The 23,877-nt window shown below is 73.7% G+C and carries 25 protein-coding genes; 11 read left to right on the top strand and 14 right to left on the bottom strand.

Annotated elements, in window-relative coordinates; translation table 11 throughout:
- Positions 1 to 111: 111 nt before the first annotated feature.
- Positions 112 to 1,617 (top strand): glutamate-cysteine ligase family protein, encoded by a 1,506-nt coding sequence (locus tag CKY47_RS11080; protein WP_306745631.1) that lies wholly within the window; start codon positions 112 to 114, stop codon positions 1,615 to 1,617.
- Positions 1,618 to 1,945: 328 nt separating this feature from the next.
- Here the strand turns inward: CKY47_RS11080 and CKY47_RS11075 are convergent, their stop codons facing one another.
- From CKY47_RS11075 to CKY47_RS11050, 6 genes are all read right to left on the bottom strand, one after another.
- Positions 1,946 to 2,356: a hypothetical protein gene (locus CKY47_RS11075; protein ID WP_306745630.1), complete on the bottom strand. Its 411-nt coding sequence runs from the start codon at positions 2,354 to 2,356 to the stop codon at positions 1,946 to 1,948.
- Positions 2,357 to 2,361: 5 nt separating this feature from the next.
- Entirely contained in the window at positions 2,362 to 3,978 is a 1,617-nt protein-coding gene (locus CKY47_RS11070; protein ID WP_306745629.1) for an ABC-F family ATP-binding cassette domain-containing protein, read from the bottom strand.
- 174 nt (positions 3,979 to 4,152) lie between these two features.
- Positions 4,153 to 4,917, bottom strand: coding sequence for an ABC transporter permease (locus tag CKY47_RS11065; RefSeq protein ID WP_306745628.1), 765 nt, complete (start codon positions 4,915 to 4,917; stop codon positions 4,153 to 4,155).
- A 99-nt stretch (positions 4,918 to 5,016) separates the two neighbouring features.
- Positions 5,017 to 6,339 (bottom strand): MFS transporter, encoded by a 1,323-nt coding sequence (locus CKY47_RS11060; RefSeq protein WP_306745627.1) that lies wholly within the window; start codon positions 6,337 to 6,339, stop codon positions 5,017 to 5,019.
- Between the two features lie 4 nt (positions 6,340 to 6,343).
- Complete coding sequence (locus CKY47_RS11055; protein ID WP_306745626.1) at positions 6,344 to 6,808, bottom strand: MarR family winged helix-turn-helix transcriptional regulator; 465 nt, start codon at positions 6,806 to 6,808, stop codon at positions 6,344 to 6,346.
- 39 nt (positions 6,809 to 6,847) lie between these two features.
- Entirely contained in the window at positions 6,848 to 8,428 is a 1,581-nt protein-coding gene (locus tag CKY47_RS11050; RefSeq protein ID WP_306745625.1) for an NCS2 family permease, read from the bottom strand.
- A 77-nt stretch (positions 8,429 to 8,505) separates the two neighbouring features.
- Between CKY47_RS11050 and CKY47_RS11045 the strand changes: the two genes are divergently transcribed.
- A complete protein-coding gene (locus CKY47_RS11045; protein ID WP_306745624.1) occupies positions 8,506 to 8,793 on the top strand; it encodes a DUF2530 domain-containing protein in 288 nt (95 codons plus the stop codon).
- 210 nt (positions 8,794 to 9,003) lie between these two features.
- On the opposite strand, the gene CKY47_RS11040 is transcribed toward CKY47_RS11045, so the two are convergent.
- Positions 9,004 to 11,841 carry a sacsin N-terminal ATP-binding-like domain-containing protein gene (locus tag CKY47_RS11040; RefSeq protein WP_306745623.1) on the bottom strand — a complete coding sequence of 946 codons (2,838 nt, stop codon included), beginning with the start codon at positions 11,839 to 11,841 and terminating at the stop codon, positions 9,004 to 9,006.
- The gene (locus CKY47_RS11035; RefSeq protein ID WP_306745622.1) at positions 11,838 to 12,656 is read right to left on the bottom strand and encodes a DUF3027 domain-containing protein; all 819 of its coding nucleotides are present in this window, start codon (positions 12,654 to 12,656) and stop codon (positions 11,838 to 11,840) included. Before CKY47_RS11035 ends, CKY47_RS11040 begins: the two co-directional genes overlap by 4 nt.
- Before the next feature lie 57 nt (positions 12,657 to 12,713).
- On the opposite strand from CKY47_RS11035, the gene CKY47_RS11030 reads away from it, so the two are divergent.
- From CKY47_RS11030 to CKY47_RS11020, 3 genes are read left to right on the top strand one after another with little or no spacing between them, the layout of a single operon-like run.
- Positions 12,714 to 13,487 (top strand): glutaminyl-peptide cyclotransferase, encoded by a 774-nt coding sequence (locus CKY47_RS11030; protein WP_306745621.1) that lies wholly within the window; start codon positions 12,714 to 12,716, stop codon positions 13,485 to 13,487.
- A gap of 48 nt (positions 13,488 to 13,535) precedes the next feature.
- Positions 13,536 to 15,203 (top strand): MFS transporter, encoded by a 1,668-nt coding sequence (locus CKY47_RS11025; protein ID WP_306745620.1) that lies wholly within the window; start codon positions 13,536 to 13,538, stop codon positions 15,201 to 15,203.
- 11 nt (positions 15,204 to 15,214) lie between these two features.
- Positions 15,215 to 15,688, top strand: a complete 474-nt coding sequence (locus tag CKY47_RS11020) for a DUF2771 family protein (protein WP_306745619.1) — start codon at positions 15,215 to 15,217, stop codon at positions 15,686 to 15,688.
- Between the two features lies 1 nt (position 15,689).
- Here the strand turns inward: CKY47_RS11020 and CKY47_RS11015 are convergent, their stop codons facing one another.
- The gene (locus tag CKY47_RS11015) at positions 15,690 to 16,076 is read right to left on the bottom strand and encodes a cold-shock protein (protein ID WP_306746005.1); all 387 of its coding nucleotides are present in this window, start codon (positions 16,074 to 16,076) and stop codon (positions 15,690 to 15,692) included.
- Positions 16,077 to 16,203: 127 nt separating this feature from the next.
- Here CKY47_RS11015 and CKY47_RS11010 point away from each other — a divergent pair, with 127 nt between their 5' ends.
- The gene (locus CKY47_RS11010) at positions 16,204 to 16,392 is read left to right on the top strand and encodes a hypothetical protein (protein WP_306745618.1); all 189 of its coding nucleotides are present in this window, start codon (positions 16,204 to 16,206) and stop codon (positions 16,390 to 16,392) included.
- Here the strand turns inward: CKY47_RS11010 and CKY47_RS11005 are convergent.
- On the bottom strand, positions 16,355 to 17,002 hold the full coding sequence (locus tag CKY47_RS11005) for an HAD family hydrolase (RefSeq protein ID WP_306745617.1): 648 nt from the start codon (positions 17,000 to 17,002) through the stop codon (positions 16,355 to 16,357). The genes CKY47_RS11010 and CKY47_RS11005 overlap by 38 nt on opposite strands.
- A gap of 38 nt (positions 17,003 to 17,040) precedes the next feature.
- On the opposite strand from CKY47_RS11005, the gene CKY47_RS11000 reads away from it, so the two are divergent.
- The gene (locus tag CKY47_RS11000; RefSeq protein ID WP_306745616.1) at positions 17,041 to 17,604 is read left to right on the top strand and encodes a TetR/AcrR family transcriptional regulator; all 564 of its coding nucleotides are present in this window, start codon (positions 17,041 to 17,043) and stop codon (positions 17,602 to 17,604) included.
- Between the two features lie 29 nt (positions 17,605 to 17,633).
- On the opposite strand, the gene CKY47_RS10995 is transcribed toward CKY47_RS11000, so the two are convergent.
- Complete coding sequence (locus CKY47_RS10995) at positions 17,634 to 18,602, bottom strand: Gfo/Idh/MocA family protein (RefSeq protein WP_306745615.1); 969 nt, start codon at positions 18,600 to 18,602, stop codon at positions 17,634 to 17,636.
- A 32-nt stretch (positions 18,603 to 18,634) separates the two neighbouring features.
- On the opposite strand from CKY47_RS10995, the gene CKY47_RS10990 reads away from it, so the two are divergent.
- Positions 18,635 to 19,009, top strand: a complete 375-nt coding sequence (locus tag CKY47_RS10990) for a YccF domain-containing protein (protein ID WP_306745614.1) — start codon at positions 18,635 to 18,637, stop codon at positions 19,007 to 19,009.
- Here the strand turns inward: CKY47_RS10990 and CKY47_RS10985 are convergent.
- From CKY47_RS10985 to CKY47_RS10975, 3 genes are all read right to left on the bottom strand, one after another.
- A complete protein-coding gene (locus CKY47_RS10985; RefSeq protein WP_306745613.1) occupies positions 19,006 to 19,818 on the bottom strand; it encodes a metallophosphoesterase in 813 nt (270 codons plus the stop codon). The genes CKY47_RS10990 and CKY47_RS10985 overlap by 4 nt on opposite strands.
- Before the next feature lie 151 nt (positions 19,819 to 19,969).
- Entirely contained in the window at positions 19,970 to 20,776 is an 807-nt protein-coding gene (locus tag CKY47_RS10980) for an HAD-IIA family hydrolase (protein ID WP_306745612.1), read from the bottom strand.
- Positions 20,777 to 20,810: 34 nt separating this feature from the next.
- Positions 20,811 to 21,275, bottom strand: a complete 465-nt coding sequence (locus CKY47_RS10975; RefSeq protein WP_306745611.1) for a MarR family winged helix-turn-helix transcriptional regulator — start codon at positions 21,273 to 21,275, stop codon at positions 20,811 to 20,813.
- Between the two features lie 116 nt (positions 21,276 to 21,391).
- Between CKY47_RS10975 and moaA the strand changes: the two genes are divergently transcribed.
- The 3 genes from moaA (at position 21,392) to CKY47_RS10960 (ending at position 23,849) form a co-directional block, all read left to right on the top strand.
- Positions 21,392 to 22,450 carry a GTP 3',8-cyclase MoaA gene (gene moaA / locus CKY47_RS10970; RefSeq protein WP_306745610.1) on the top strand — a complete coding sequence of 353 codons (1,059 nt, stop codon included), beginning with the start codon at positions 21,392 to 21,394 and terminating at the stop codon, positions 22,448 to 22,450.
- A gap of 66 nt (positions 22,451 to 22,516) precedes the next feature.
- Positions 22,517 to 22,804, top strand: coding sequence for a MoaD/ThiS family protein (locus CKY47_RS10965; RefSeq protein WP_472909120.1), 288 nt, complete (start codon positions 22,517 to 22,519; stop codon positions 22,802 to 22,804).
- A 379-nt stretch (positions 22,805 to 23,183) separates the two neighbouring features.
- On the top strand, positions 23,184 to 23,849 hold the full coding sequence (locus CKY47_RS10960) for a LysM peptidoglycan-binding domain-containing protein (RefSeq protein ID WP_306745608.1): 666 nt from the start codon (positions 23,184 to 23,186) through the stop codon (positions 23,847 to 23,849).
- Positions 23,850 to 23,877: the final 28 nt, after the last annotated feature.

Raw genomic sequence — 23,877 nt, 5'->3', positions numbered from 1 at the left:
ACCGTCATGTGACAGAGAGCACCGATTTGGACGCTGGCGGGCATGTGGTCGCTGTGTCACGGTTGGCCTCCGCTGAGCCCGCCGGAGCACCCCGACCGATTGGGAGGCGGCATGGGTACGGATGTGTCCAGTCGGACGTTCACCAGGGAAGATCGCCAGCGCTACCGCGAGCGCATGCAGCGGTGCATGGACGCGCTGGGGACCATGTTGGTCGAGGACAGCTTCTCGTTCCCGCGTCAGCAGATGGGGTTGGAGATCGAACTGAACCTGGTCGACGGCGCGTGCCGGCCGGCCATGGCCAACTCCGAGGTCCTGGAGAAGATCGACGACCCCTCGTTCACGCTCGAACTGGGGCAGCACAACCTGGAGGTGAACGTCCCGCCGCGCGAGCTGGCCGGGAACGAGACGCTCGACCTGGAGCGCGAACTGGTCTCCACGCTGTCGTCGGCCGACGACAAGGCGCACGACGCCGGGACGTCCATCGTGATGATCGGCGTGCTGCCGACGTTGCGACAGGAGCACTTCGAACGGCGGTGGCTGTCCAACCAGCCGCGCTACGCGGTGCTCAACGACCGCATCCTCGCCGAGCGCGGCGAGGAGGTCGCGCTGTCCATCTCCGGCGAGCTGTCGCCGCTGCCCGGCCGGACCGGCGAGAAGCTGGCCGGCTACGCGGAGTCGATCATGCCGGAGGCGGCTTGCACGTCCGTGCAGCTGCACCTCCAGGTGGCGCCGGACGACTTCGCGGCGCACTGGAACGCGGCGCAGGCGCTGGCCGGGGTGCAGGTGGCGATCGCGGCGAACTCGCCGTTCCTGCTGGGCCGGGCGCTGTGGCACGAGACCCGGATACCGCTCTTCCTCCAGGCCACCGACACCAGGACGCAGGAGCTGAAGAACCAGGGTGTCCGGCCGCGCGTGTGGTTCGGGGAGCGGTGGATCACGTCCATCTTCGACTTGTTCGAGGAGAACGTGCGGTACTTCCCGGCGCTGCTGCCGGAGACCGGCGACGAGGACCCGCTGGACGTGCTGGGGTCGGGCGGGACGCCGTCGTTGACGGAGCTGAGGCTGCACAACGGGACGGTGTGGCGCTGGAACCGGCCGGTGTACGACGTGGTGGACGGGGTTCCACACCTGCGAGTGGAGAACCGCGTCCTGCCGGCGGGGCCGACGGTGCTGGACACGATGGCCAACGCGGCGTTCTTCTACGGCGCGCAGCGGGCGCTGACGACCTCGGAACGTCCACTGTGGAGTCAGATGTCGTTCCACGCGGCGGAGGAGAACCTGTACGCCGGTTCACGGCACGGGATGGGCGCGCAGCTCTACTGGCCGGGCATCGGCTGGGTCCCCCCGGACGAGCTGGTGCTGCGCAGGCTGCTCCCCCTCGCCCACGAGGGCCTGCGCGACTGCGGCGTGTCCGACGAGGCGCGGGAGCGCTACCTCGGCGTCATCGAGGCCCGGTGCCTGGCGCGGCGGACCGGTTCGCAGTGGCAGCGCGAGACCGTGGCGATGCTGGAGGCACGGGGCGCCGACCGGGACACCGCGCTGTCCGCGATGCTGGCCAGGTACGTGGAACTCATGCACGGGGGCGAACCGGTCCACACCTGGCCGGTGACCCCGTGACCCGCCCCAGCGCGCCACCCGGGTGACCACCCCGACTCCGGGGCCCGCCGCTCTGTCGGGGCGCGGCGGGCCCCGGTCCTGTCCGACGGTCCTGCCCTGCGGGGGCTTGGCCCTGTTCGACGGGAGCGGATCGGAGTCGGGCTCGGCCCCAGGCCCGGGCGTGGGTCACGGCGCACGAGCCACGGGCACGAGTCATGGCGCACGGGGCGCGACGCACGGCGCGGTTCACAGGACACGGGGTCCGGTGCGCCGCCGCCTCCATCTTTCCGGCAACAACATCGCCATCACCACTCATACCCGATCTTCGTTCCCCGATCGGGTGATCCGGTCAGCGCCGGCGGCCCGACTTCAGCGGTGCCACGTCCGCGCCGTCGTGGGTGTTGCGGCACTCGTCGGGGGTCACCGCCTCGACCGCCAGGGTCAGCATGCCCTTGACGCCCGTGTAGATGCTCTCGCCCGCCGACGCCAGCGAGGTGTGCACGCGGTTCGAGTCGGTGAAGTCGCGGTCGTCCTTGGTGCGCTTCTTGCCGGCTTCCTCGGGCTTCGTGGCGCTGCGGAGGTTGACCTCCAGCCACGCGGCCACCTCCGCGGGGGTGGTCAGCACCTCCTCCGGCGTGCGCTCCAGGCGCTCGGAGCGCGGGGAGGCGTGGTCGAGGGACGTGTGCTCCACGTACGCGTGCCAGTGCGTGTTCCGCAACGACCACGTCTGCTCGACCGGCCAGTCCTCCTCGGTGCCCATGCGCCCTATCTTGCCAGGGTTCGGACGTCCAGGGTGTGGTCCACCCCCACCGCGTCGGCCAGCCTTCGGTCGTGGGTGACCAGCAGCAGGGTGCCCGCGTAGTCGGCGAGGGCCCGTTCGAGTTGTTCGATGGCCGCCAGGTCCAGGTGGTTGGTGGGTTCGTCCAGCACGAGGCACGTCGTGCCGCGTGCCTGGAGCACCGCCATGCCGGCCCGGGTCCGCTCGCCCGGCGACAGCGACGCGGACGGTCGGAGCACGGCGCCGGCGCCGATCCGGAACTTCGCCAGCAGGGTCCTGGCCTCCTCGGGCGACAGGCCGGTGGAGGCGACCACGACGTCGAGCACGGGCGTGGTGGTGGCGAAGTCGGCGCGCACCTGGTCCACTTCGCCGACGACGACGTTCGGCCCCTGCGCCCGGTCGCCGGAGACCAGTGGCAGGCGGCCGAGCAGGGCCGCCAGGAGGGTGGACTTCCCGGAGCCGTTGGGTCCCACGACGCGCCACCGCTCGCCCGCGCCGACGGTGAGGTCGACCGGGCCGAGTTCGACGTCGCCGCGTCGCACGACCGCCCGGCGCAGGGTGAACGCGACCTGGCTGCCGCGGCCCGCGGACGGGAGGGTGAGGCGCAGTTCCCACGGTTCGCGGGGTTCCTCGACCTCGTCGAGGCGGTCGAGGGCGCGGTCGGCGGCGGACGCCTTGGCGGAGAGGTTCTCGGCGCCCTGCTTGCGGGCGTGCTTGATGTTCTTGTCGCTCTCGTCGGACCTGGCGACGCGCCGCACGCCCGCCCTGGACCACTCCCGGGTCCGGCGGGAGCGGGCGACGAGGGCGTCGCGCCTGGCGGCGTAGGTCTCGTACTCCTCGCGGGCGCGGCGGCGGGCGGCGGCCTGTTCGTGCGCGTACGCCTCCCAGCCGCCGCCGTACGCGGTGACGCCCCTGGTGAACTCGTCGAGTTCGGCGATGGCGGTGGTGGTGCGGGCGAGGAACTCGCGGTCGTGGCTGACGAGGACCATGGCGGCGCGGCTGCGCAGCACGTGCGCCTCCAGCAGTTCCAGGCCGGCGAGGTCGAGGTCGTTGGTGGGTTCGTCGAGCAGCAGCACGTCGGCGGTGGTGAGCAGGACGGCGGCGAGGCGCAGGCGGGCGGACTGGCCCCCGGACAGCTCGTCGGGGCCGCGGTCGTCCAGGAGGGACGCGGGCAGGCCGAGGCGTTCGCACACCTCGTCGGCGCGTTCGGCGAAGTCGGGTGCGCCGGAGGCGGTCCACTCGTCGAACGCGCGGGTGTAGGCGTCGTCGGCGCCGGGTGTCCCGGTGGTCAGCGCGGCGGTGGCGCGTTCGAAGCGCTGGACGGCGGCGGCGACGCCGGTGCGGCGGGCGAGGTGGTCGCGCAGGGATTCGCCGGGGTGCGGTGAGGTCTCCTGGGTGAGGTGGGCGACGTGGCCGCGGGCGGTGACGGTGCCGGTGTCGGGGCGCAGTTCGCCGGCGAGGACGCGCAGGAGGGTGGACTTGCCGACGCCGTTGGGCGCGATCAGGCCCACGCGTTCGCCGGCGGGGACGTCGAGGTCGACGGCGGCGAGCACGGTGTGCGGGCCGAACGACAGCGACACGCCCCGGGCGGTCAGTGCGGACACGTTCCGAGGGTGGCAGGGACACGGGTCCGGGGGCACCTGGTTTTCCGCGCCGGTGCTCCCCGGAGCGGACGGGGTGCGGGCACGACGAGGCCCCGCCGCCCGGCGGTACGACCGGGAGGCGGGGCCTCGTCTGTTCCCGAACTGACTGCCGCTCCCACCACGAAGCGACGTGACTTAGGTTAGCCTAAGCTCCTCTTCTTGTGAAGCCCGGCGCACGAAACCGCGCGCCACGAGTTCCACGACCACGACGATCGCCACCGCCTCCACCGCCAGCAGGGCGAGCAGCACGACGAGTTGCAGCGCCCCCGCCTGCCACACCGGCGCACCGCCGAGCAGCATCCCGACGAACGCGCCGGGCAGCGTCACCAACCCCACCGTGCGGGTCTGGTCGAGCGCGGGCAGGAGGGCCTCGGCGGCGGGCCGGCGCACGAGTTCGCGCACCGCGTCCGGTTCGGTGAAGCCGAGCGCCAGCGCCGCCTCGTACTCGCCGTGCCGGTCCCGCAGGGCGTCGAGGGCGCGCCGGACGGACAGCGTGGTCGCGGTCATCGCGCCGCCGACGAGGATGCCGCCGACGGGGACGAGCGCGATGCCGGTCACCGGCACCAGGCCGCCGAGCACCAGCAGCGCGACGGCGGGGAGCGCGCCGCCGAGGATGGCGACCCCGACCCACGCGCCCCGCCGGCCGGTCCCGGTGCGGGCGGCGGACGTGCCGGTCGCCACGGCGGCCATCAGGACGAGGAAGCCGACCGTCAAGGGCAGGGACGCGAGCACCGCCGTGATGACGGCGGACACGGCGGCGAGTTGCGCGGTCGCCCGCAGGGCCGCCCGGACGACCGGTCCGGGTGACGCGAGGCCGCCCCACCGCACGACCGCCGCGGCGGCGGCGGTGAGGACCAGGCAGACGACGAGCAGGCGGACCCAGTCCGTTGCGATGACCACGCGACGATTGTGCGACGGCCGGGCGGACGGGGCGGGTGGAGCGGCCGGGCGGGGTGCGACGGCCTGGCGAACGGGGTGGTCGGACGGGTGGCGCGCGGGTCAGGGGCGGGAGCGGCGGCGCAGGCCGAAGCGCGGGATCGGCAGGGTAAGGCCGCCCCGGCGGGCCAGCACGATCCCGCCCACCACGGCCGCGAGGATCGACACGGCGCCGCCGACCACGAGCGGCGCGCGGGGGGTGAAGTGCTCCGCCAGCCAGCCCATCACCGGGCCGCCCACCGGGTTGCCGCCCAGGAACACCAGCATGTACAGGCCCATGACCCGGCCCCGCATCGCGGGCTCCACGGCCAGCTGCACGGTGGCGTTCGCGGTGGTCGTGAACGTCATCATGGCGATGCCCAGCGGGATCAGCGCGACGCCCGTCAGCCACATCGTGGGCAGCACGCCGGCGACGATCTCCAGCACGCCGAACGCGAGGGCGCCGATGATCAGCAGGCGCAGCCTCGGCTTGCCGTTGGCGCTGCGCTTCGCGGCCAGGGTCGCGCCCGCCAGGGTGCCGACCGCCAGCATCGTGGACAGCAGGCCGTACGCACTGGCGTCGCCGCCGAAGGTGTTGCGCGCCAACACCGCCAGGGTCACGTAGAAGTTCAACCCGAACGTGCTGATGAAGAACACCAGGAACAGCAGGATCACCAGGTCGGCGCGCTTGCGGACGTACCGCAGCCCCTCCCGCAACTGCCCCTTCCGGCGCGGCACCGGGTCGCCGCGGTGCAGTTCGCGCGGGTTCATCAGGAACAACCCGAGCAGCACCCCGAGGAAGCTGGCCGCGTTGATCAGGAACACCCAGCCCGTCCCGACGAAGACGATCAGCCCGCCGGCGACGGCCGGGCCGACCATCCGGGCCAGGTTGAACGTCATGGAGTTGAGCGCGACGGCGTTGGTCAGCTGGTCGCGGCCGACCATCTCGACCACGAAGCTCTGCCGCACGGGGGTTTCCACCGCGGACACCGCGCCGAGCAGCAGGCACAGCAGGTAGACGTGCCACAGCTCGGCGACGCCGGTGACGTCGAGCAGCCCCAGCACCAGCGCGCACAGCCCGAGCCCGGTCTCCAGCACCAGCAGCAGCTTGCGCTTGTCGAGCCGGTCGGCGAGCACACCGGCCCACAGCGACAGCAGCAGCGTCGGCGCGAACTGGAGCGCGGCGGCGATGCCGAGCGCCACCGGTGAGCCGTCCGACAGCTCCAGGACCAGCCAGTCCTGGGCGACGCGCTGCATCCACAGGCCGACCAGCGAGACGACCTGGCCGGACGCGTAGAGGCGGTAGTTGCGGACGCGGAGGGAGCCGAACATGCCGCTGCGCGGCGGGGGTGCGGCCGTGTTGCGATCGAGCTGACCGGTCTCTGCACCACCCGCGTACGCCGGCACGTCGTTACTGCCCCGCCATCCTGTCGATGATCCCGGACGCGCGCGACAGCACGTCCCGTTCCTCCGGTGTCAGCTCGGCCAGCCGGACGTCCAACCAGGCCTCGCGCGCGGACACCTCTTCGTCGATGTAGCTCAGCCCCGCCTCGCTCAGCTCCACGATGGCCTGCCGGCCGTCGGTGGGGTGGGGGCGGCGCGTGGCGAAGCCGTACTCCTCCAGCGCCGCGATGACCCTGGTCATCGACGGCGGCTGGACGCCTTCCCTGGCGGCCAGCTCGCCGGGCGTCAGCGGTCCGCACTTGTGCAGCGTGGACAGCGCGGACACCTGGGTGAGCGAGATCGCGGAGTTCACCCGCTGCGCGCGGAGCCTGCGGTTCAGCCTGACGACGGCCAGTCGCAACCGGCTCGCCAGTCCCGCTTCCACCTCGGTCTCCGCCACGTAGTTAGCATACCTCACGATCTGTGCACCCATCGTGTGAACTTGTCCTCCCGTTCCACCACCCCGGGATCGTCAGCCGCCCAGGACCGCCTGGATCGGCCCGATCGCGAAGTAGACGACGAACGCCGCCGACACCACCCACATCAACGGGTGCACGCTGCGCGCCCGACCGGTCAGCGCGCGCAGCAGCACGTAGCTGACGAAACCCGCGCCGATGCCGTTCGCGATGGAGTAGGTGAACGGCATGACCACGATGGTCAGGAACGCGGGCAGCCCCACCGAGAAGTCGGCGAAGTCGATCTCCCTGACCTGGGCGATCATCAGCGCGCCGACGATCACCAGCGCCGGCGCCGCCGCCTCGACCGGCACGATCGAGTACAGCGGGGTCAGGAACATCGCGGCGAGGAACAGCAGGCCCGTCACGACGTTCGCCAGGCCCGTCCGCGCGCCCTCCGCGATGCCGGCCGCCGACTCGACGAACACGGTGTTCGACGACGAGGACGCCGCACCACCCGCCACCGCGCCCAGGCCGTCCACGAACAGCGCCTTGGACACGCCCGGCAACTGGCCGTCCCTCCCGATCAGCCCGGCCTCCTTGCCCAGGCCCGTCATCGTGCCGACCGTGTCGAAGAAGTCCGTCAGGACCAGCGTGAACACCAGCAGCGCGGCGGTCAGCGCGGGCACCCGGGTCCACGCGCCGAACGACACGTCGCCGAGCAGGCTGAGGTCCGGCAGGCCGAACACCTCGTCCGGCAGCGCCGGGTAGCCCAGGTTCCAGCCGGTCGGGTTCACGCCCGCCGACGGGCCCGCCTCGACGATCGCCTCGATCACGACGGACAGGACGGTCGCGGACAGGACGCCGATCAGGATGCCGCCCTTGACCTTGCGCGCCACCAGGATGCCGGTCAGGACCAGGCCGACGACGAACACGAACGTGGGCCACGACGCGATCGAGCCGCCGATGCCCAGTCCGACCGGGACGGTCGTGCCCGCGGCGTCCGGGACGCGGCGCACGAAACCCGCGTCGACCAGGCCGATGAAGCAGATGAACAGGCCGATGCCGACCGCGATGGCCGCCTTCAGCTCGGCGGGCACCGCGTTGAACACGGCCGTGCGGACGCCCGTGACGACCAGCAGCAGCACCACCAGGCCGTTGACGACGACCAGGCCCATCGCCTCGGGCCACGACACCTGCGGCACGATCGTCACCGCGACGAACGAGTTGATGCCCAGGCCCGTGGCGAGCGCGAACGGGTAGTTCGCGACCAGTCCGAACAGGATCGTCATGACGCCCGCGACGAGCGCCGTGACCGCCGCCACCTGCGGCACGGTGAGGATGTTGCCCAGGACGTCGACCTTGGCGGACGGGTCGTCGGCGGCGAAACTGCCCAGGATCAGCGGGTTCAGCACGACGATGTAGGCCATGGTCACGAACGTGACCAGGCCGCCGCGCACCTCGCGGCCGACCGTGGAGCCGCGCGCGGAGATCTTGAAGAACGCGTCGAGCCCGGACACCCTGGGCCCGGCACCGCTCCCGGCGGTCGCGCCGGGTTCGGACGCCCCCGCGCCCGGTCCTCGTGAACCGGCGTCGGCGTCGGTGTCGTCGGGGGCCGCGTCAGAGGCGGCGGGGTCGGCGGGGTCGGCGGTGGCCATCTCTTCTCCTTGGTCGTCGGTGTGGCGAGGAGGCAGAGCGTGCCCCACCCGTGTTTCGGACAGGTAGCCTGCCTGACGTGGCCGAACAGGACGCACCGCCCCTCCCCGCAGCACCGCTCCCCGCCCCGCCGCCGCTGCCCGCGAGGCTGGCCGACCCGGTGCCCGCCATCGTGGCCGGGACGGGGTTGTGGTTCGTCGGGTTCCTCGTCGTGCTGCTGTTCTGGCGGTCGGAGACGACGCTGCTGTGGACGTGCCTGTCCGGCAGCCTGCTGGGCGTGATCGGCTACGGCGTCTTCACGTGGCAGCGCTCCGCCGCCCGCCGCGGCCGCCGCACCGCCCAACAAGGCCAAGGCCTGACCGACTGACCCGAGAGTCCAACCCCCAAGCCGCGCGAGTCGTACGTCCAGGCCGGGCGAGTCGTACGTTCGGGCCCTCTGAGTTCTACGTCCAGGACTCGCCGAGTACCCGAACGTAGAACTCAGGGGCCCTGAACGTACGACTCGCGGGACTTGGACGTACGACTCGCGGGACCTGGGGGTTGGACTCCCGCAGCCTGAACGTACGACTCTCGCGGGTCAGGCCAGGAGGGTGATGGGGGTCGGGGTGGTGATCAGGGCGGTGAAGGTGTGGCGGTCCGCCCAGCGGGACGTGGTCCAGGCCAGGGCCCGGGCCAGGCCCTCGGGGGTGTCGGCGGCGTGGACCACGTCGTCGGCGACCCACCAGGGGACCTCGTGCTCGGCGCCCTCGGCGGAGACCACGAGGGTGTCGTGGACGACCACGGTGGCGGTGGGCACCTCCACGCCGAGGAGCTCGCACGCCAGGCGCACCGCGCCCAGGTCCGACCACACGACCTCGTCACCGGCGCCGACGACCTCGCCGGTCACCTCTTCCGAGGCCAGGGGCAGGGCCAGCAGCTCGGCCAGGGCGGGGGCGGAGCCCGACGAGGTGAGGACCTGCTCCGGGGGCAGGACGCCCAGCAGCCACGGGAGGTCCAGCACCAGCACGTCGTCCGCCGGTTCGGCGGCCCCGGTCAGCACCCGGACCCGGTCGGGGGGTTCGACGCCCACGTCGTCGGCCACCGCGGCGAGCAGGGCGTGGACCCGCAGCACCAGGGCGTCGGAGAGGGTGCGGGCGGGATCGCCCAGGCGGGCCAGGAGGTCGGTCACGTCGTCCTCGTCGAGCACGCCCAACGACGTGCGCACGCCCGCCGCCGCCAGCACGTGCGCGGGCAGGCCGACGTCCGGCACCACGTCGTACAGGCCCTCCAGCTCCACGGCGTCGGGCAGCCGCCACGAGCCGAGCGGCGCGCCGCCCAGGGTCGCGTAGCGGGCCAGCCACCAGCCGGTGTAGCCGTCGGGCTCGGTCACCGCGCGCCACGTCACGGGGTCGGCGGCCATCATGGCCAGCGCCCGCGGCCACTTGTCGTGCGCCACCAGATCCAGGTCGCGGATGCCCAGCACCCGCGTCGGCGGCACGTCGAACGCGTCCCACCAGTAGCCCTCGTCGGCCAGGTCGTGGTCCGGTTCGGTGGGCGAGTCGTCGTCCACGACGGTGAACCCGTCGATGACGCCCACGCCGGTCAGCACCTCGCGCGGCCACTCCGCCGCCACCGGAGCGGCGAGCACGCCGAACGGCGCGTCGTCCTCCAGCACCTCCAGCAGCGCCGAGTCGGGCAGCACCAGCTCGTCGGCCCGCCGCCACTCGCCGGAGGACGACGGCAGCGCCAGCGCGCCCAGCCACGGCCGGCCGCCGGCCCGCGACACCAGCCGCAGGACGGTGGAGACCAGCTCGGGCCCTTCCATGCCGGGGTCGTCGAGGCTCTGCCGGACGGCCTCGCGCACCGCGTCGGAGTCGAGCAGCTCGGCCGCGCTCGCCTCGGTCGCGCCGAGCCGCAGCAGCAGCGGGTGCGCGGCCTCCGGGTGCGCGATCCGCAGGCCCGGCACCGAGAACAGGTCGGCGTCGGTGCCGACGAGCACGCCGCGCGGGCTGCTCACCAGGCGACCGTCGACCAGCGGCACGGGCAGGCTGCCCATCTCCTCGCGGGCCGTCGAGTCGACGTCCGCGATCGGCGACAGGGCCTCGTAGACCTGCCGCCACCACGACGGGTCTCCGCCGACGCCGGACAGGGCCGCCACGACCTCCGCGACCGACATGCGCGGCACGTCCAGCGCCGCCAGCGCGCGGGCGTGCGACGGCAGCGTCAGCTCGTGGTCGAGCAGGCCGGGGACGACGTCCTCCAGCAGTTCGACCAGGTCGAACGACGCGGCGTCCAGCACCTTGGACGTCGCCGGGGCACCCCACTCGCCGTCGGCCAGCGGCAGCCACGAGGCCGACCGCAGCTCGGCCAGCACGGCCGTGCGCAGCCGGTCGTCCACCTCGGACAGCGGGAAGCCGGGCAGCGGCACCAGGGAGGTGCGCTCGACCGCGGGCAGCGCGGTCACCAGCGCCGGGTACGCGGCGGCGGCCCGGTCCAGCACGAACGACGCCGCGTCGCCGGCCAGCACCCGCCGCCGGGACGGCTCCACCGGCAGCGTGGCGATCAGCCGGGCGGGCAGGGACAGCTTCTCGTCGGTCGGCGTGGGCGCGTGCAGCACGTCGCCGGACAGCGGCTCGTCCACCGGCCACGCCCAGCACACCGACCACCGGGGCCGCGCCTCCACGCCGGCCACCAGTTCCCCGGGCAGCTCGCCGGCGTCCCGGTGCACCAGCCACCGCCGCACGCCGCCGGGCCCGGTCAGCTCCACGACGCCGCCGGTCTCCGCGCGCTCCCACGCCTCGTCGCCGACCTCGACCCGCCGCAGCCCCGGCAGGGCCAGCAGCAGGTCGGGCACCTGGAGCGCGAACTCCGCCAGCACGCCGCCGGCGTCCGCGCGCAGCGGGAGCCGCACCTCGGTGTCGAAGCCCTCGGGCAGGTCGTCCTCGTCGGTCGGCCACACCAGCCGCAGCACGGGCACGTCGCCGCCGCGCGCCGACGCCAGCTCCGGCACGGCCTCGCGGGTGCGGGCCGCCGAGAACGCGACGCCGCCGGAGCGGGACACCACCCGCGGCGCGTCGGTCACCGCCAGCACGGCGGCGAAGCCGACGCCGAACTGGCCGACCGTGCCCGCCGACTTCGACGACGCCCGCAGCGACGCGAGCGCCGACACCCCGGCCGCGTCGAGCGGCGCGCCGGTGTTGGCCGCGCGCAGCTCGCCGTCGACGACGGTCAGCCGCAGCACGCCGGGTTCGGCCCCGGCCGCGTCGGAGGCGTTCTGCGCCAGCTCGACCAGCAGCCGGTCGCGGTAGCCGCCGAGGCGCAGGTCCTCCTCGGCGTTGGCGTCCTCGCGGAACCGGGTGGGCGACCCCCGCCAGGCGGCCAGCACCGACTCGCGCAGCGCGGCGGTCCCGAACGGGTCACGCGGCTCCGGGCTCACTGCCCGCTCTCGCCGGCGGGGGTCCGGGCGGAAGCCGTGCCGGCACCGGCGTCGGAGACCTCGTTGGCCTCCACGTCCAGCACCGCGTCGTCGTACACGACGTCGGCCACGGGGATCGCCGAACCGCCCTCCACCTCGACCTCGGAGTGCGCGCCGCACCCGTACTCGACGTGCACCACGTGCCCGTCGGCGGGCGTCAGCTCGTTCGCGCAGATCCCGAACGCGGCACCGAGCGATCCGGCGACGCGCTGGTAGAAACCGCAGGTGCCGCAGTGCGCGGGCGCGCTGCGGGCCATCTCGCTGCGCGGCCCGAAGTCGCCGGAGTGCCACCGCTGGGCGGCGTCGAGCACGCCCTCGCGGGACAGCACGCGCACCCGGCCGAGGCCCACCTCCAGGGCGACCTCCTCGACGGCCGGGTCGTCGGAGGCGACGTAGCCGGGCGCCAGGCGCGGGTCGTCCTCGGGCGCGGGCAGCAGGTCGCCGACGCCCAGGTCGCCCGCGCGGACCCGCTCGTGCCACGGGACCCAGTCGGGCGCGACGAGCGCCTCGTCACCGGGCAGCAGCACGACCTCGCTGACCGACAGCGGCGTGCCGGGGCCGGCGAACGCGACCGTGACGGCCCAGTTCCAACCCCGGTAGCCCGCGTGCTCGGCCTCGAACAGGTGGGTGGCCGACACCTCGTCCTCGGCGATCACGCCCACGTGGTCGCCGATGCGTTCCGCGCCCGCCTCCTCCTGCGCCGCGGCTCGGGCGAGCTCCACGGCGGCGGTGTCGGCGAGGACTGGGTCGGGCTGCTGGGTCGGCGTCGAGGTCACGGTTGAATTGTGCCGCACGTCGTCGCGCTCCCGCGCACACGTGCCACCCTTTCGGACGTGCGGTGGTTCCTCGTGGTGGCGGTCCTCGTCCTGTCGGCGGCGTGCGGCGCGCCGCCGGGCGGCCCCGGCGAGGCGTCCCGCCCCGCCCCGGGTGGCTACGAGGTGCTGGGCACGCTGCCCCACGACACGGGCGCGTTCACGCAGGGGTTGGAGCTGGTCGACGGCGTGCTCTACGAGGGCACGGGCCTGGAGGGGCGGTCGTCGGTGCGCCGGATCGACCCCGGCACGGGCGAGGTGGTGCGGCGTGTCGACCTGCCCGGCCCGCTGTTCGGCGAGGGCATCACGGTCGTCGACGACCGGCTGTGGCAGCTCACCTGGCGGGACGGCGTGGCCATCGAGCGGGACCGCGACACCCTCGAAGAAGTGAGGCGCGTCACCTACGAGGGCGAGGGTTGGGGCCTGTGCCGCGACGGCGACCGGCTGGTGATGGGCGACGGCACGGACGAGCTGGTGTTCCGCGACCCCGGCACGTTCGCCGAGACCGGCGCGGTGCGGGTCAGCCGCGACGGCCGGCCGGTGACCGGGCTGAACGAGCTGGAGTGCGCCGGCGGGCAGGTGTGGGCGAACGTGTGGCAGACCGACGAGGTCGTCCGGATCGACCCCGCCGACGGCCGCGTCGTCGCCACCTACGACCTGGCGGGGCTGCGGCCGGCCGGCGTGCCGGCGACCGACGTGCTCAACGGCATCGCGGCCGTGCCGGGCACCGACGAGTTCCTGCTCACCGGCAAGAACTGGCCGACGATCTTCCGGGTGAGGTTCACCGGGGGCTGACCGCCCGTCCCGGGGGTGACCGCGTCCCCGGTGAGGCAGGATTGGGGCGTGACACCCCCTCGGCCGGAAGACCAGTCGCGGCGGTACCCGTGGGAGGACGACGAGTACAAGCCGCGCACCCGGCCGTACCCGACCCCGGGGACCCCGCCGCCGCCCGACCCGCCCGGCCGGGGCCCCTCGCGCCGGGCGCCGCGCCCGGACCGCGACCCGGGGGCGCGGGGCGCGCCGGCACGGGGGCCGCGGGACCCGCGCGACCGGGTCGCGGAGTCCTGGTACGGCGACGACGGGCGGCCGGAGGAAGCGCGCTTCGCCCCGCCGCCGGACGAGCGGCCGACCGCGCCGACCCTGCCCAGGAAGCTGACCGTCACCCGCGTCGCCTGGTTCCGCGCCCGCGAGCTGAGCGGGAAGGCGCTGGCCACGTTCCGCCGCGCCGCGCACGCCGACGGCGCGAAGCAGTCCGGCCTGTCCTCCCTCACCTACGCGGTGATGCTGAACTACGCCGCCGACGCCGCCATGGCCGTCGCGCTCGCCAACACCCTGTTCTTCTCCGCCGCCTCCGGCGAGAGCCGCGGCAAGGTCGCCCTCTACCTGCTGATCACGGTCGCGCCGTTCGCGCTCGTCGCGCCGGTCATCGGGCCGGCGCTGGACCGCGTCCAGCACGGCAGGCGGGTCGCGCTCGCGGCGTCGTGCGCGCTGCGGGTGCTGCTGTCGATCGTGATGGCGACGAACTTCGACAACTGGGGCCTGTACCCCGCGGCGCTGGGCAGCATGGTGCTGTCCAAGTCGTTCACCGTGCTCAAGTCCGCGATCACGCCGCGCGTGCTGCCGCGCGACATCACGCTGTCCAAGACCAACGCCCGGATGACGGTGTTCGGCCTGGCCGCGGGCGGTGTGTTCGGGGCGTTCGCGGCCGGCTTCGCGAACCTGTTCGGCTCACCCGGCGCGCTGTGGTTCACCGCCGCGTTGAGCGCCGTCAACGCCTACTACTGCCTGCGCATCCCGTCGTGGGTGGAGGTCACCGAGGGCGAGGTGCCCGCGACGCTGCGGGCCGGGCCGGGGAAGCCGGACCGGCCGCCGAAGCGGCGGCGGCAGCCGCTGGGCCGCACGGTCGTGGTGTCGCTGTGGGCCAACGGCACGATCCGGATGCTCACCGGTTTCCTGATGCTGTTCTCCGCGTTCGTGGTGCGCGCCCAGACCGAGGGCGACGCGTTCAGGCAGCTCCTGCTGCTGGGCGTGATCGCGGCGGCGGCCGGTGTCGGCAGCTTCCTCGGCAACGCCGTCGGCGCGCGCCTGCACTTCGGCTCGCCCGACGGCGTCGTCATCGGCTGCCTCGCCGCGGCCCTGGCCACGGCGGTGGTGGCGGCGGTGCTGCCCGGCCTGACCACGGCGGCGGCCGTCGGCCTGGTCGGGGCCACGGCCAGCTCGCTGGCGAAGGTCTCGCTGGACGCGGTGATCCAGGACGACGTGCCGGACGAGTCGCGGGCCTCGGCGTTCGGCCGGTCGGAGACCATCCTCCAGCTCGGCTGGGTGTTCGGCGGGGCGCTCGGCGTGCTGCTGCCGACCGAGTACTGGATCGGGTTCACCGTGCTGTCGGTGCTGCTCGCGCTGGGTCTCGCGCAGACCGTGCAGACCCGGCGGGGCACGTCGCTGGTGCCCGGCCTCGGCGGCGACCGGCCGCTGCGCCCCGGCCCGGTCGCGCCCCGTCCCGGCACGTAGGCTCGGCGGCCGTGCGCCGAGTACCGCTTGCCGTCGTCCCGCTGCTGGCCCTCGCCGCCTGCGCGGCCCCGCAGAACCCCGAGGTGACCTTCTACGCCGACGGGCACGCGGTGGACGTCGGCCCGTCGCAGTACTGCGACCTCCAGTCGGAGAACTGCGACGTGGACCCGAACGCCCTGGGCGTGCTGCGGGTGCGGCCGGGGAAGCCGGTGCAGATCTCCGTGCCCGGCGAGCTGGCCGAGACGGCGTGGTCGGTGAAGTTCACCTACCGCGACGGCGCGGGCGTGCCGCAGGAGCCGTTGCGCAGCAAGCTGTTCACCTCGCGCGAGCCGCGGTACGCGTACACGCTCGCGCTGCCGGACCCCGGGGCCCGGTTGGAGAGCGTCGAGGTGCAGCAGTACGGGGCGCGCATCGAGGCGAGCACCACCGGCGCGTTCGACTTCGTGGCGCGCGGCACCTGGGTGCTCAGGGTCGAGGAGCGCTGACCTACGGGTCGAGCTCCCGCGCGACGGCCCGGACCACCTCGGCGATCAGCTTGGTGTTCTTGCGGTCCGGGTAGCGGCCGCGGCGCAGCTCGGGCTGCACCTTCGTCTCCAGCAGCTTGATCATGTCCTCGACCAGGCCGTGCAGCTCCTCCGCGGGGCGGCGGCGCGCCTCGGCCACCGACGGGGCGGGGTCGACCAGGCGCACCGACAGCGCCTGCGGCCCGCGCCTGCCCTCGGCCATGCCGAACTCGATGCGCTGACCGGCTTTCAGGCCCTCGACGCCGGGGGGCAGCGCGGATTTGCGCACGTAGACGTCCTCGCCACCGTCCTGCGTGACGAAGCCGAAGCCCTTTTCCGTGTCGTACCACTTGACCTTGCCGGTCGGCACCGCGCTCACCAATCCTTCTTGCACTCACACGACGAACGCGCCCCGGGCGTGCCCGAGGCGCGTCCCACCAGAGTAGCCAGAACACCGGGCCGGAGGCACCTCCGATCGCGCGACTAGGCTCATCCGCATGTCGAAGCTGATGCCGGCGGCGGTGGTCCTGTTCGCGCTCGGTGTCGTGGCGATCGTCGCGATGTTCGTCGTGGGCGAACGCGGGCTGCCCGCGTGGGTGTTCGCGGCGGGCTGGCTGCTCGCCCCCGCCGGTCTCGCGCTGGGCGTGGTCAGCGCGGTGCGGGACTCGAAGCGGCCCCGGCGCTGAGCCGGTCGGCGTTCGCGCGCAGCCAGTCCGGGAAGCCCGTCAGGTCGGGCAGCACGACGTCCGCGCCCTCGGCGGTCAGCTCGTCGGCGGCGCAGGGCCCGCTCGCCACGCCGACCGCCACCGCGCCCGCCGCCTTCGCGCCCCGCACGTCGCCCACGTGGTCGCCCACGTAGACCGCGGCGCCGTGCGCCTTGAGCGCCTCGGCCTTGCCGGTGGACCACAGCTCGCCGAACAGGTGGTCCACCTCCCAGCCGAACGCGGCCAGGTGCAGCGCGGCGTTCTTGCGGTACTTGCCGGTCACCACGAGCGTCGTCCCGCCCAGCTCGCGCACGGCCGCAAGCGCTTGCGCGGCGCCGGGCAGCGCCACCGTCGCCGGGATCACCACGTCCGGGTACAGCGCGCGGAACCGGTCGACGAGGGCCGGGACGTCCTCCTCCGGCACGCCGAAGCCGCGGTAGACCATGTCGAGCGGCGGGCCGAGGTTGGCCGCGAAGTGGGCGCCGTCGAGCGGGTAGCCGGACTCGGCCGCCACCGCGTCCATCACGGCGGCCATCCCGGGCCGGGGGTCGATCAGCGTCATGTCCAGGTCGAATCCCACGGTCAGCGGCACCCCCCGACTGTAACCCCCGCTGTGCCAAGCTCTGTCGCGTGACGGAACTCACCCGCGCCCTGCTGCTGGCGGCCGCGGACCTGGTGGCGGCGCGCGGTTCCCGCGGCCTGCGCATGGCCGACGTCGCCAGCCGGGCGGGCGTGAGCAGGCAGAGCGTCTACAACGAGTTCGGCAACAAGGACCGGCTCGTGCAGGCGGTGGCCCTGTTCAAGGCGGGCGAGTTCCTCGACGGCATGCGCGAGCGGTTCCGCGCCGCCCCGGACCCGGTGGAGGGGCTGCGGCTCGGCCTCGGGTTCGCCTTCGCGCTGGCCGTCGAGGACCCGCTGGCCCGGTCCGTGTTCACCGGGGCGAACGCCGAGGACCTGCTGCCGCTGCTCACCACCCGCGGCCAACCGGTCCTGGCGCTCGCCACCTCGGTGTTCGCGCAGCACATCGGCGCGCACTGGCCCGCCCTGCCCGCCGCGCGCGTGCGCCTGACCGCGGAGACGGTCGTGCGCCTCGCGCTCAGCCACCTGCTCACGCCGAGCCGGCACTTCCCGCCGGGCAGCCGCCGGGTCGAGGCCGTGGTGGCGGTGGCGGAGGCCCTGCTGCGCGAGCCGTGACCCGGCGACCGGGGGTTACCCGACCGGGATCACCGGACGCCCTCGTAGGACAGGCCGACTGCGGCGGCGGCGCGTTCCATCGTGCGCAGGACCGCCAGCGAGTCGTCGTGCGTCATCGACGGGCTCTCCACCTCGCCCGCCGCGACCCGCGCCACGACCTCGCGCAGCTGCGGCACGTAGCCCGCGCCCTCCTGCGCGTGGGTGTGCTCCACGCCGTTCACGATCATGCGCGCCGGGTTGTACATCGCCTCCGGGAACTCCACGAGCCCCTTCGTGCCGTACACGACCGCGCCGTCCTTGAGCGGGCTGACCAGCGACGACCCGAGCAGGGCGTGCGCGCCGCCGGGGTAGCCGAGCAGCATGCCCAGTTCGGCGTCCACGCCGCCGACCAGCGACCCGTGCGCGTGCACCACCTCCGGCTCGCCGAGCAGCAGGTGCGCGAACGACACCGGGTAGATGCCCAGGTCGAACAGCGAGCCGCCGCCGAGGTCCCGGTTCCACAGCCGGTGCGCCGGGTCGTGCGGCAGCGTGAAGCCGAAGTCGGCCCGGACCGACCGCACCTCGCCGATCCCCCCCGCCGCGACCAGTTCGCCCAGGCGCGTGACGAGCGGGTTGAACCGGGTCCAGACCGCCTCCATGAAGAACAGGCCGCGCTCGCGCGCCAGGTCCACCACGTCCCGCAGGTCGGCGGAGGTCAGCGCGGCGGGCTTCTCGCACAGCACGTGCTTGCCCGCCTCCAGGGCGGCCCGGCTCACCTCGTGGTGCTGGACGTGCGGCGTCGCCACGTAGACCACGTCCACGTCGGGGTCGGCCAGCAGGTCGGCGTAGTCGCCGTAGGCGCGCGGGATGCCGTGCTTCGCGGCGAAGGCCTCGGCCTTCGGCAGCGCGCGGGACGACACCGCGAGCACCTCGGCATCGGGCAGGAGGCGGAGGTCACCGGTCACGACGTCGGCGATGCCGCCCGTGGCGACGACGCCCCAGCGGAGTCTGTTCTGCACAAGCGGGCAGCTTAATCGGGCAGGATGGTCGGGTGAGGCTCATCCTGAACGTGATCTGGCTGGTGCTGAGCGGCTTCTGGCTGGCCGTGGGGTACGTGCTCGCGGGCATCGTGTGCTGCGTTCTGATCATCACGATCCCGTGGGGGCTCGCCTCGTTCCGGATCGCGAACTACGCGCTGTGGCCGTTCGGCCGCACCGTCGTGGACCGGCCCGGCGCGGGCGCGCCGTCGCTGCTCGGCAACGTGATCTGGATCGTGGTCGCGGGTGTCTGGCTGGCGATCGGGCACATCGTGACCGGCCTGGCGCTGTGCGTGACCATCATCGGCATCCCGCTCGGCATCGCGAACTTCAAGCTGGTGCCGGTCTCGCTCATGCCGCTGGGCAAGGAGATCGTGCCGGTCCCCTAGTCGCCGGCCTCGGGTTCGGGCTCGGCCTCGGGCTCGTCGAGGCGGACGACCAGGCACGGGCCGCCGCTGTAGAGGCCCGCGTCCACCGCGAGCACCAGGTCGTCGGCGTAGCGCAGCGGGCCGTCGATCTCCTGCGGCGGCACGCCCAGCTGGTCGGCGATGACGCTGTGCCCGTGCACGACCTCGCGGCCGCCCAGCACGTCGAGCAGCGCGGTGGCCACCGCCGGGCCGTCCGGGCCGCGGAACGCGTAGCGGGTCGTCATCTTGCGCCAGCACTCCCACCACTGCTCCAGGTCGTCGCCCTCGAGGACCCGGCGCACGGCCTCGTTGACCTCGTCGACCGTGGCGCCCCACTCCAGGTAGGCGAGGGTGTCGGAGTGCATCAGCAGGTGGCCGTCGACCTCGGTGAGCACGCGGCGGGACGTCAGCCAGTCGACGTGCGCCGCGGTGAGCCGGTCCTGGTCGCTGCGCAGGCCGCCGTTGAGCAGCCAGCTGCGGGCGAAGCTGCGGGGCGTGGGGGCGCCCGGCACGTTCTCGTCGCCGAACCGGTGCATGCCCAGCAGCAGCACCTCGTGGTTGCCCACGAGGGCGTCGACCTGCCCGCCGCTCTGCTCGTGCAGGCGCATGACCAGCTCGATCACGCCGATGCCGTCGGGGCCGCGGTCGACGAAGTCGCCGAGGAACCACAGCTCCGCGTCGCCGCCGGTCCAGTCGCCGTCGGCGTCCACCAGGTCCGAGGCGTGCAGGGCGCGAATCAGCTCGGCGAGGTGCCCGTGCACGTCGCCGACCACGAACAGCGGTCGTTCCACACCCGCGACGATAGGCGACGCGCGGAGGTCGTGCGCGCAAGTCGATCAGTGCTCCGGCGCTCCGCCCGGCGGTCGGCGCGACCGCTCACCCGCGGGGGTGATCTTCGGCGAGCGGACCGTGACGGCGCGACCGCGCCGCGCACCCGGCGGGTCACACGGGGTTCGGCTCGTCCTCGGGGAACGGGTCGGCCGAGTGGCCCACCAGGTCGGCGATCGACTTCACCACCCGCGTCGGCCGGTACGGGTACAACTCGGCGGTGGAGTCCGCGGAGATGCCCGTCAGCACCAGGATGGTGCGCAGGCCCGCCTCCAGGCCGGACCGCACGTCGGTGTCCATCCGGTCGCCGATCATCAGCGTGTTCGCCGAGTGCGCGCCCAGCGCCCGCAGCGCCGACCTCATCATCAGCGGGTTCGGCTTGCCCACGTAGTAGGGGGCGCGGCCGGTGGCCCGCTCGATGAGCGCGGCCACCGCGCCGGTCGCGGGCAGCGAGCCCTCCCGCGACGGGCCCGTGGCGTCGGGGTTGGTGGCGATGAACTTCGCGCCCTCCTCGACCAGCCGGATGGCCTTGGTGATCGCGGTGAAGCTGTAGGTGCGCGTCTCGCCCAGCACCACGTAGTCCGGGTCGCGGTCGGTGAGCACGTAGCCGATCTCGTGCAGCGCCGTGGTCAGGCCCGCCTCGCCGATGACGAACGCCGCCCCGCCGGGCCGCTGCGAGTCGAGGAACTTCGCGGTCGCCAGCGCCGACGTCCAGATCGCCGACTCCGGCACCTCCAGGCCGGTGCGGGACAGCCGGGCGCGCAGGTCGCGCGGGGTGTAGATGGAGTTGTTGGTGAGCACGAGGAACGGGATGGCGTTCGCGGTCAGCTCGGCGACGAACTCGCTCGAACCCGGGATCGGGTGCTCCTCGTGCACGAGCACGCCGTCCATGTCCATCAGGTAGTTCCACTGGTCGCCCATGGGCGACATGCTGCCGGCTCGGGGTGCCGCCGGCTCAGGCGTCGACCACGCGCTTGCGGAACGCCTCGATGACCGTCTTGCTGTACCGCTCCAGCACGTCCCGCTCCTCGGGCGTGAAGCGCGACAGCACCTCCGCCAGGGCCGCCTGCGCGCCGAGCGACAGGCGCGCGGACCGGGCCTCCTCGCCGAGCGTCACCTCGACGAGCACCTTGCGGCGGTCGTGCGGGTCGCGGACGCGGCGCACGTAGCCGGCGTGCTCCAGCCGGTCGATCACGCCGGTCACCGCGCCCGTGGACAGGCCGGACAGCTCGGCGATCCGGCCGGCCGTGACCGGTCCCTCCGCGCGCAGCGCCAGGTCGAGGCACTTCTCGTCGGTCTGCGACAGGCCCAGCCGCTCCGCCAGCCTGCCGTGGACCCGGGCGGTGAGCGCACTCGTCTCCCGGGCGTAGGAGCCGAACCGCTCCACCACGTCGGCGGGAACGTCGTGCTCGCTCGTCATGCCGAGCAACTTAGCGGCTGGGGCGCCGGGTGGGGCATGCTCCTCCGCTCTCCCCGCGTGCGCAGTGCGGCTTCTCCCCGCCCACCCCGGCGTGTGGTCCGATTACCCTGGACGAGGTGACAGCTGTCGAGTTGGGGCTACCCGCCGTGCGCGGCAACCCGGACACCGCGGGACGTCCGGGCACACCTCTGCTGGTCGACCGGTTCGGCCGGATCGCGACCGACCTGCGCGTGTCGCTCACCGACCGCTGCAACCTGCGCTGCACCTACTGCATGCCCGCGGAGGGGCTGGACTGGCTGCCGAAGCCGGACCTGCTCACCGACGCGGAGCTGACCAGGCTGCTCGACGTCGCGGTGACCCGGCTGGGGGTGACCGACGTCCGGTTCACCGGCGGTGAGCCGCTGCTGCGCCCCGGCCTGGACGAGGTCGTGGCGGCGACCGCCGCGCTGCGGCCCCGGCCGCGGATCTCGATGACCACGAACGGGTTGACCCTGGCGCGGCGCGCCGAAGGGCTCGCGGCGGCCGGCCTGGACCGGGTGAACGTCTCGCTGGACACCCTCGACCCGGCCCGGTTCCGCACGCTGACCAGGCGCGACCGGCTCGACGACGTGTTCGCCGGGCTCGCCGCGGCGCGGGCCGCCGGGCTGACGCCGGTGAAGGTCAACACGGTGCTGATGCGCGGCGTCAACGAGGACGAGGCCGTGCCGCTGCTGCGGTTCTGCCTGGAGCACGGCTACCAGCTGCGGTTCATCGAGCAGATGCCGCTGGACCCGCAGCACGGCTGGGACCGGGACGACATGGTGACCGCCGAGGAGATCCTGGCGGCGCTGCGCACGGCGTTCACCCTGGACCCGGAGCCGGGTGGGCGCGGCGGCGCGCCCGCCGAGAAGTGGCTGGTGGACGGCGGGCCGGCGGTGGTGGGCGTGATCGCCTCGGTGACGCGGCCGTTCTGCGCGGCCTGCGACCGGACCCGGCTGACCGCCGACGGCCAGGTGCGCAACTGCCTGTTCAGCCGGACCGAGACGGACCTGCGGGCGCTGCTGCGCGGCGGCGCGTCCGACGAGGAGGTCGCGGCGGCGTGGCGGGGCAACTCGTGGGCGAAGGCCGCCGGGCACGGCATCAACGACGCCGGTTTCAACCAGCCCGACCGGCCCATGAGCGCGATCGGCGGGTGACGGCGCGTGCGGGAGGACGGCGCGGTGGAGGACGGCGCGGTGGAGGACGGCGCGGTGGAGGACGGCGTGGCGGAGGACGGCGTGGCGGAGGACGGCGTGGCGGCTCTGGCGGTCCGGTACTTCGCGGGTGCGCGGGCGGCCGCGGGCGTGGACGGGGAGGAGGTGGGGCTGCCCGGCGGCGAGCCGACCGTGCGGGCCGCCGTGGCGGTCCTGGCGGCCCGGCACGGGGGCGAGCTGGCGCGCGTCCTGCCCGCGTGCAGCTACCTCCTCGACGGCGTGGCGGTCAGGAACCTCGACACTCCCGTGTCGCCCGGATCACAACTGGACGTGCTGCCGCCCTTCGCCGGGGGCTGACGAGGCCATTCCCGGATGGGTTAGGGCGTGACCCATACCTCACTTTCCGTGATTTGTTTCGCCCGATCTCGGAACGGAAACGGAACCATAACGGTGCCCTGACCTGCCTAAACGCAAGGGTCGAAGGATCACTCCGTAGTGTTACTGTGACGTGCATCACGTACGCTTCCGTTTGGCGCGGCGTTCCCGGTTACGTACCGTCGCTTCTCGGTTGGCCCCGAACCGACCAGAGCACCACCCGGAACGCCACGCACCGAACCTGTCCACCGGTGTTCCGGGAACACCCCCGAGCGAGAGACAACCGCCGGACAGGAACTGGGCGACACCCCGGGCCCCGAACCCGAGTCGTCCGAGGAGGTGCGGGTGGACCGAGAGGGAAATGGCTTCTTACCGAGGCAAGCACCGCCCGTCCGTCTCCCCCGCCGCCCGTCGTGTCGCGAAGGTCGCCGTCGCCGGCGTCATCGTCGGCGCGCCGCTGGCGATGGCCGCCGGCACCGCGTCCGCGCAGGGCTCCGGCGTCAACTGGGACACGGTCGCCGCGTGCGAGAGCGGCGGCAACTGGAGCATCAACACCGGCAACGGCTACTACGGCGGGCTGCAGTTCCTGCCGTCCACGTGGCGTGCCAACGGCGGCTCCGGGATGCCCCACCAGGCTTCACGGGAAGAGCAGATCCGCGTCGCGGAGAACGTCCTGGTCTCCCAGGGCATCGGCGCCTGGCCCGTCTGCGGCCCCAAGGGCCTCGGCGGCGCCGCGGCCCCCGCCCGTCAGGCCCCGCCGGCCCCGGTGCAGCAGAGCGCCCCGGTCCAGCAGCAGCAGCAGCGTTCGGCCCCGGTGCAGCAGCAGGCCGCCCCCGCCCCCGTGGTGGTGGCGCTGCCGTCGTCCAACCCCGCCGGCGACTACGAGATCAAGGCGGGCGACAGCCTGTCCAAGATCGCGGACGAGCTGAAGATCGAGGGTGGCTGGGCGAAGCTCCACGAGCTGAACAAGGACTTCATCCCGAACGCCGACCTGATCATGCCGGGCATGAAGATCGCCACCAAGTGATCCCGGTCGGCGCGAGCCGACGCACCAC

Source organism: Saccharothrix longispora (assembly GCF_030852425.1).
Lineage (GTDB): Bacteria > Actinomycetota > Actinomycetes > Mycobacteriales > Pseudonocardiaceae > Actinosynnema > Actinosynnema longispora.
Note: the sequence above shows the minus strand (reverse complement) of the source record. Positions and strands in the feature narration are given on the sequence as shown.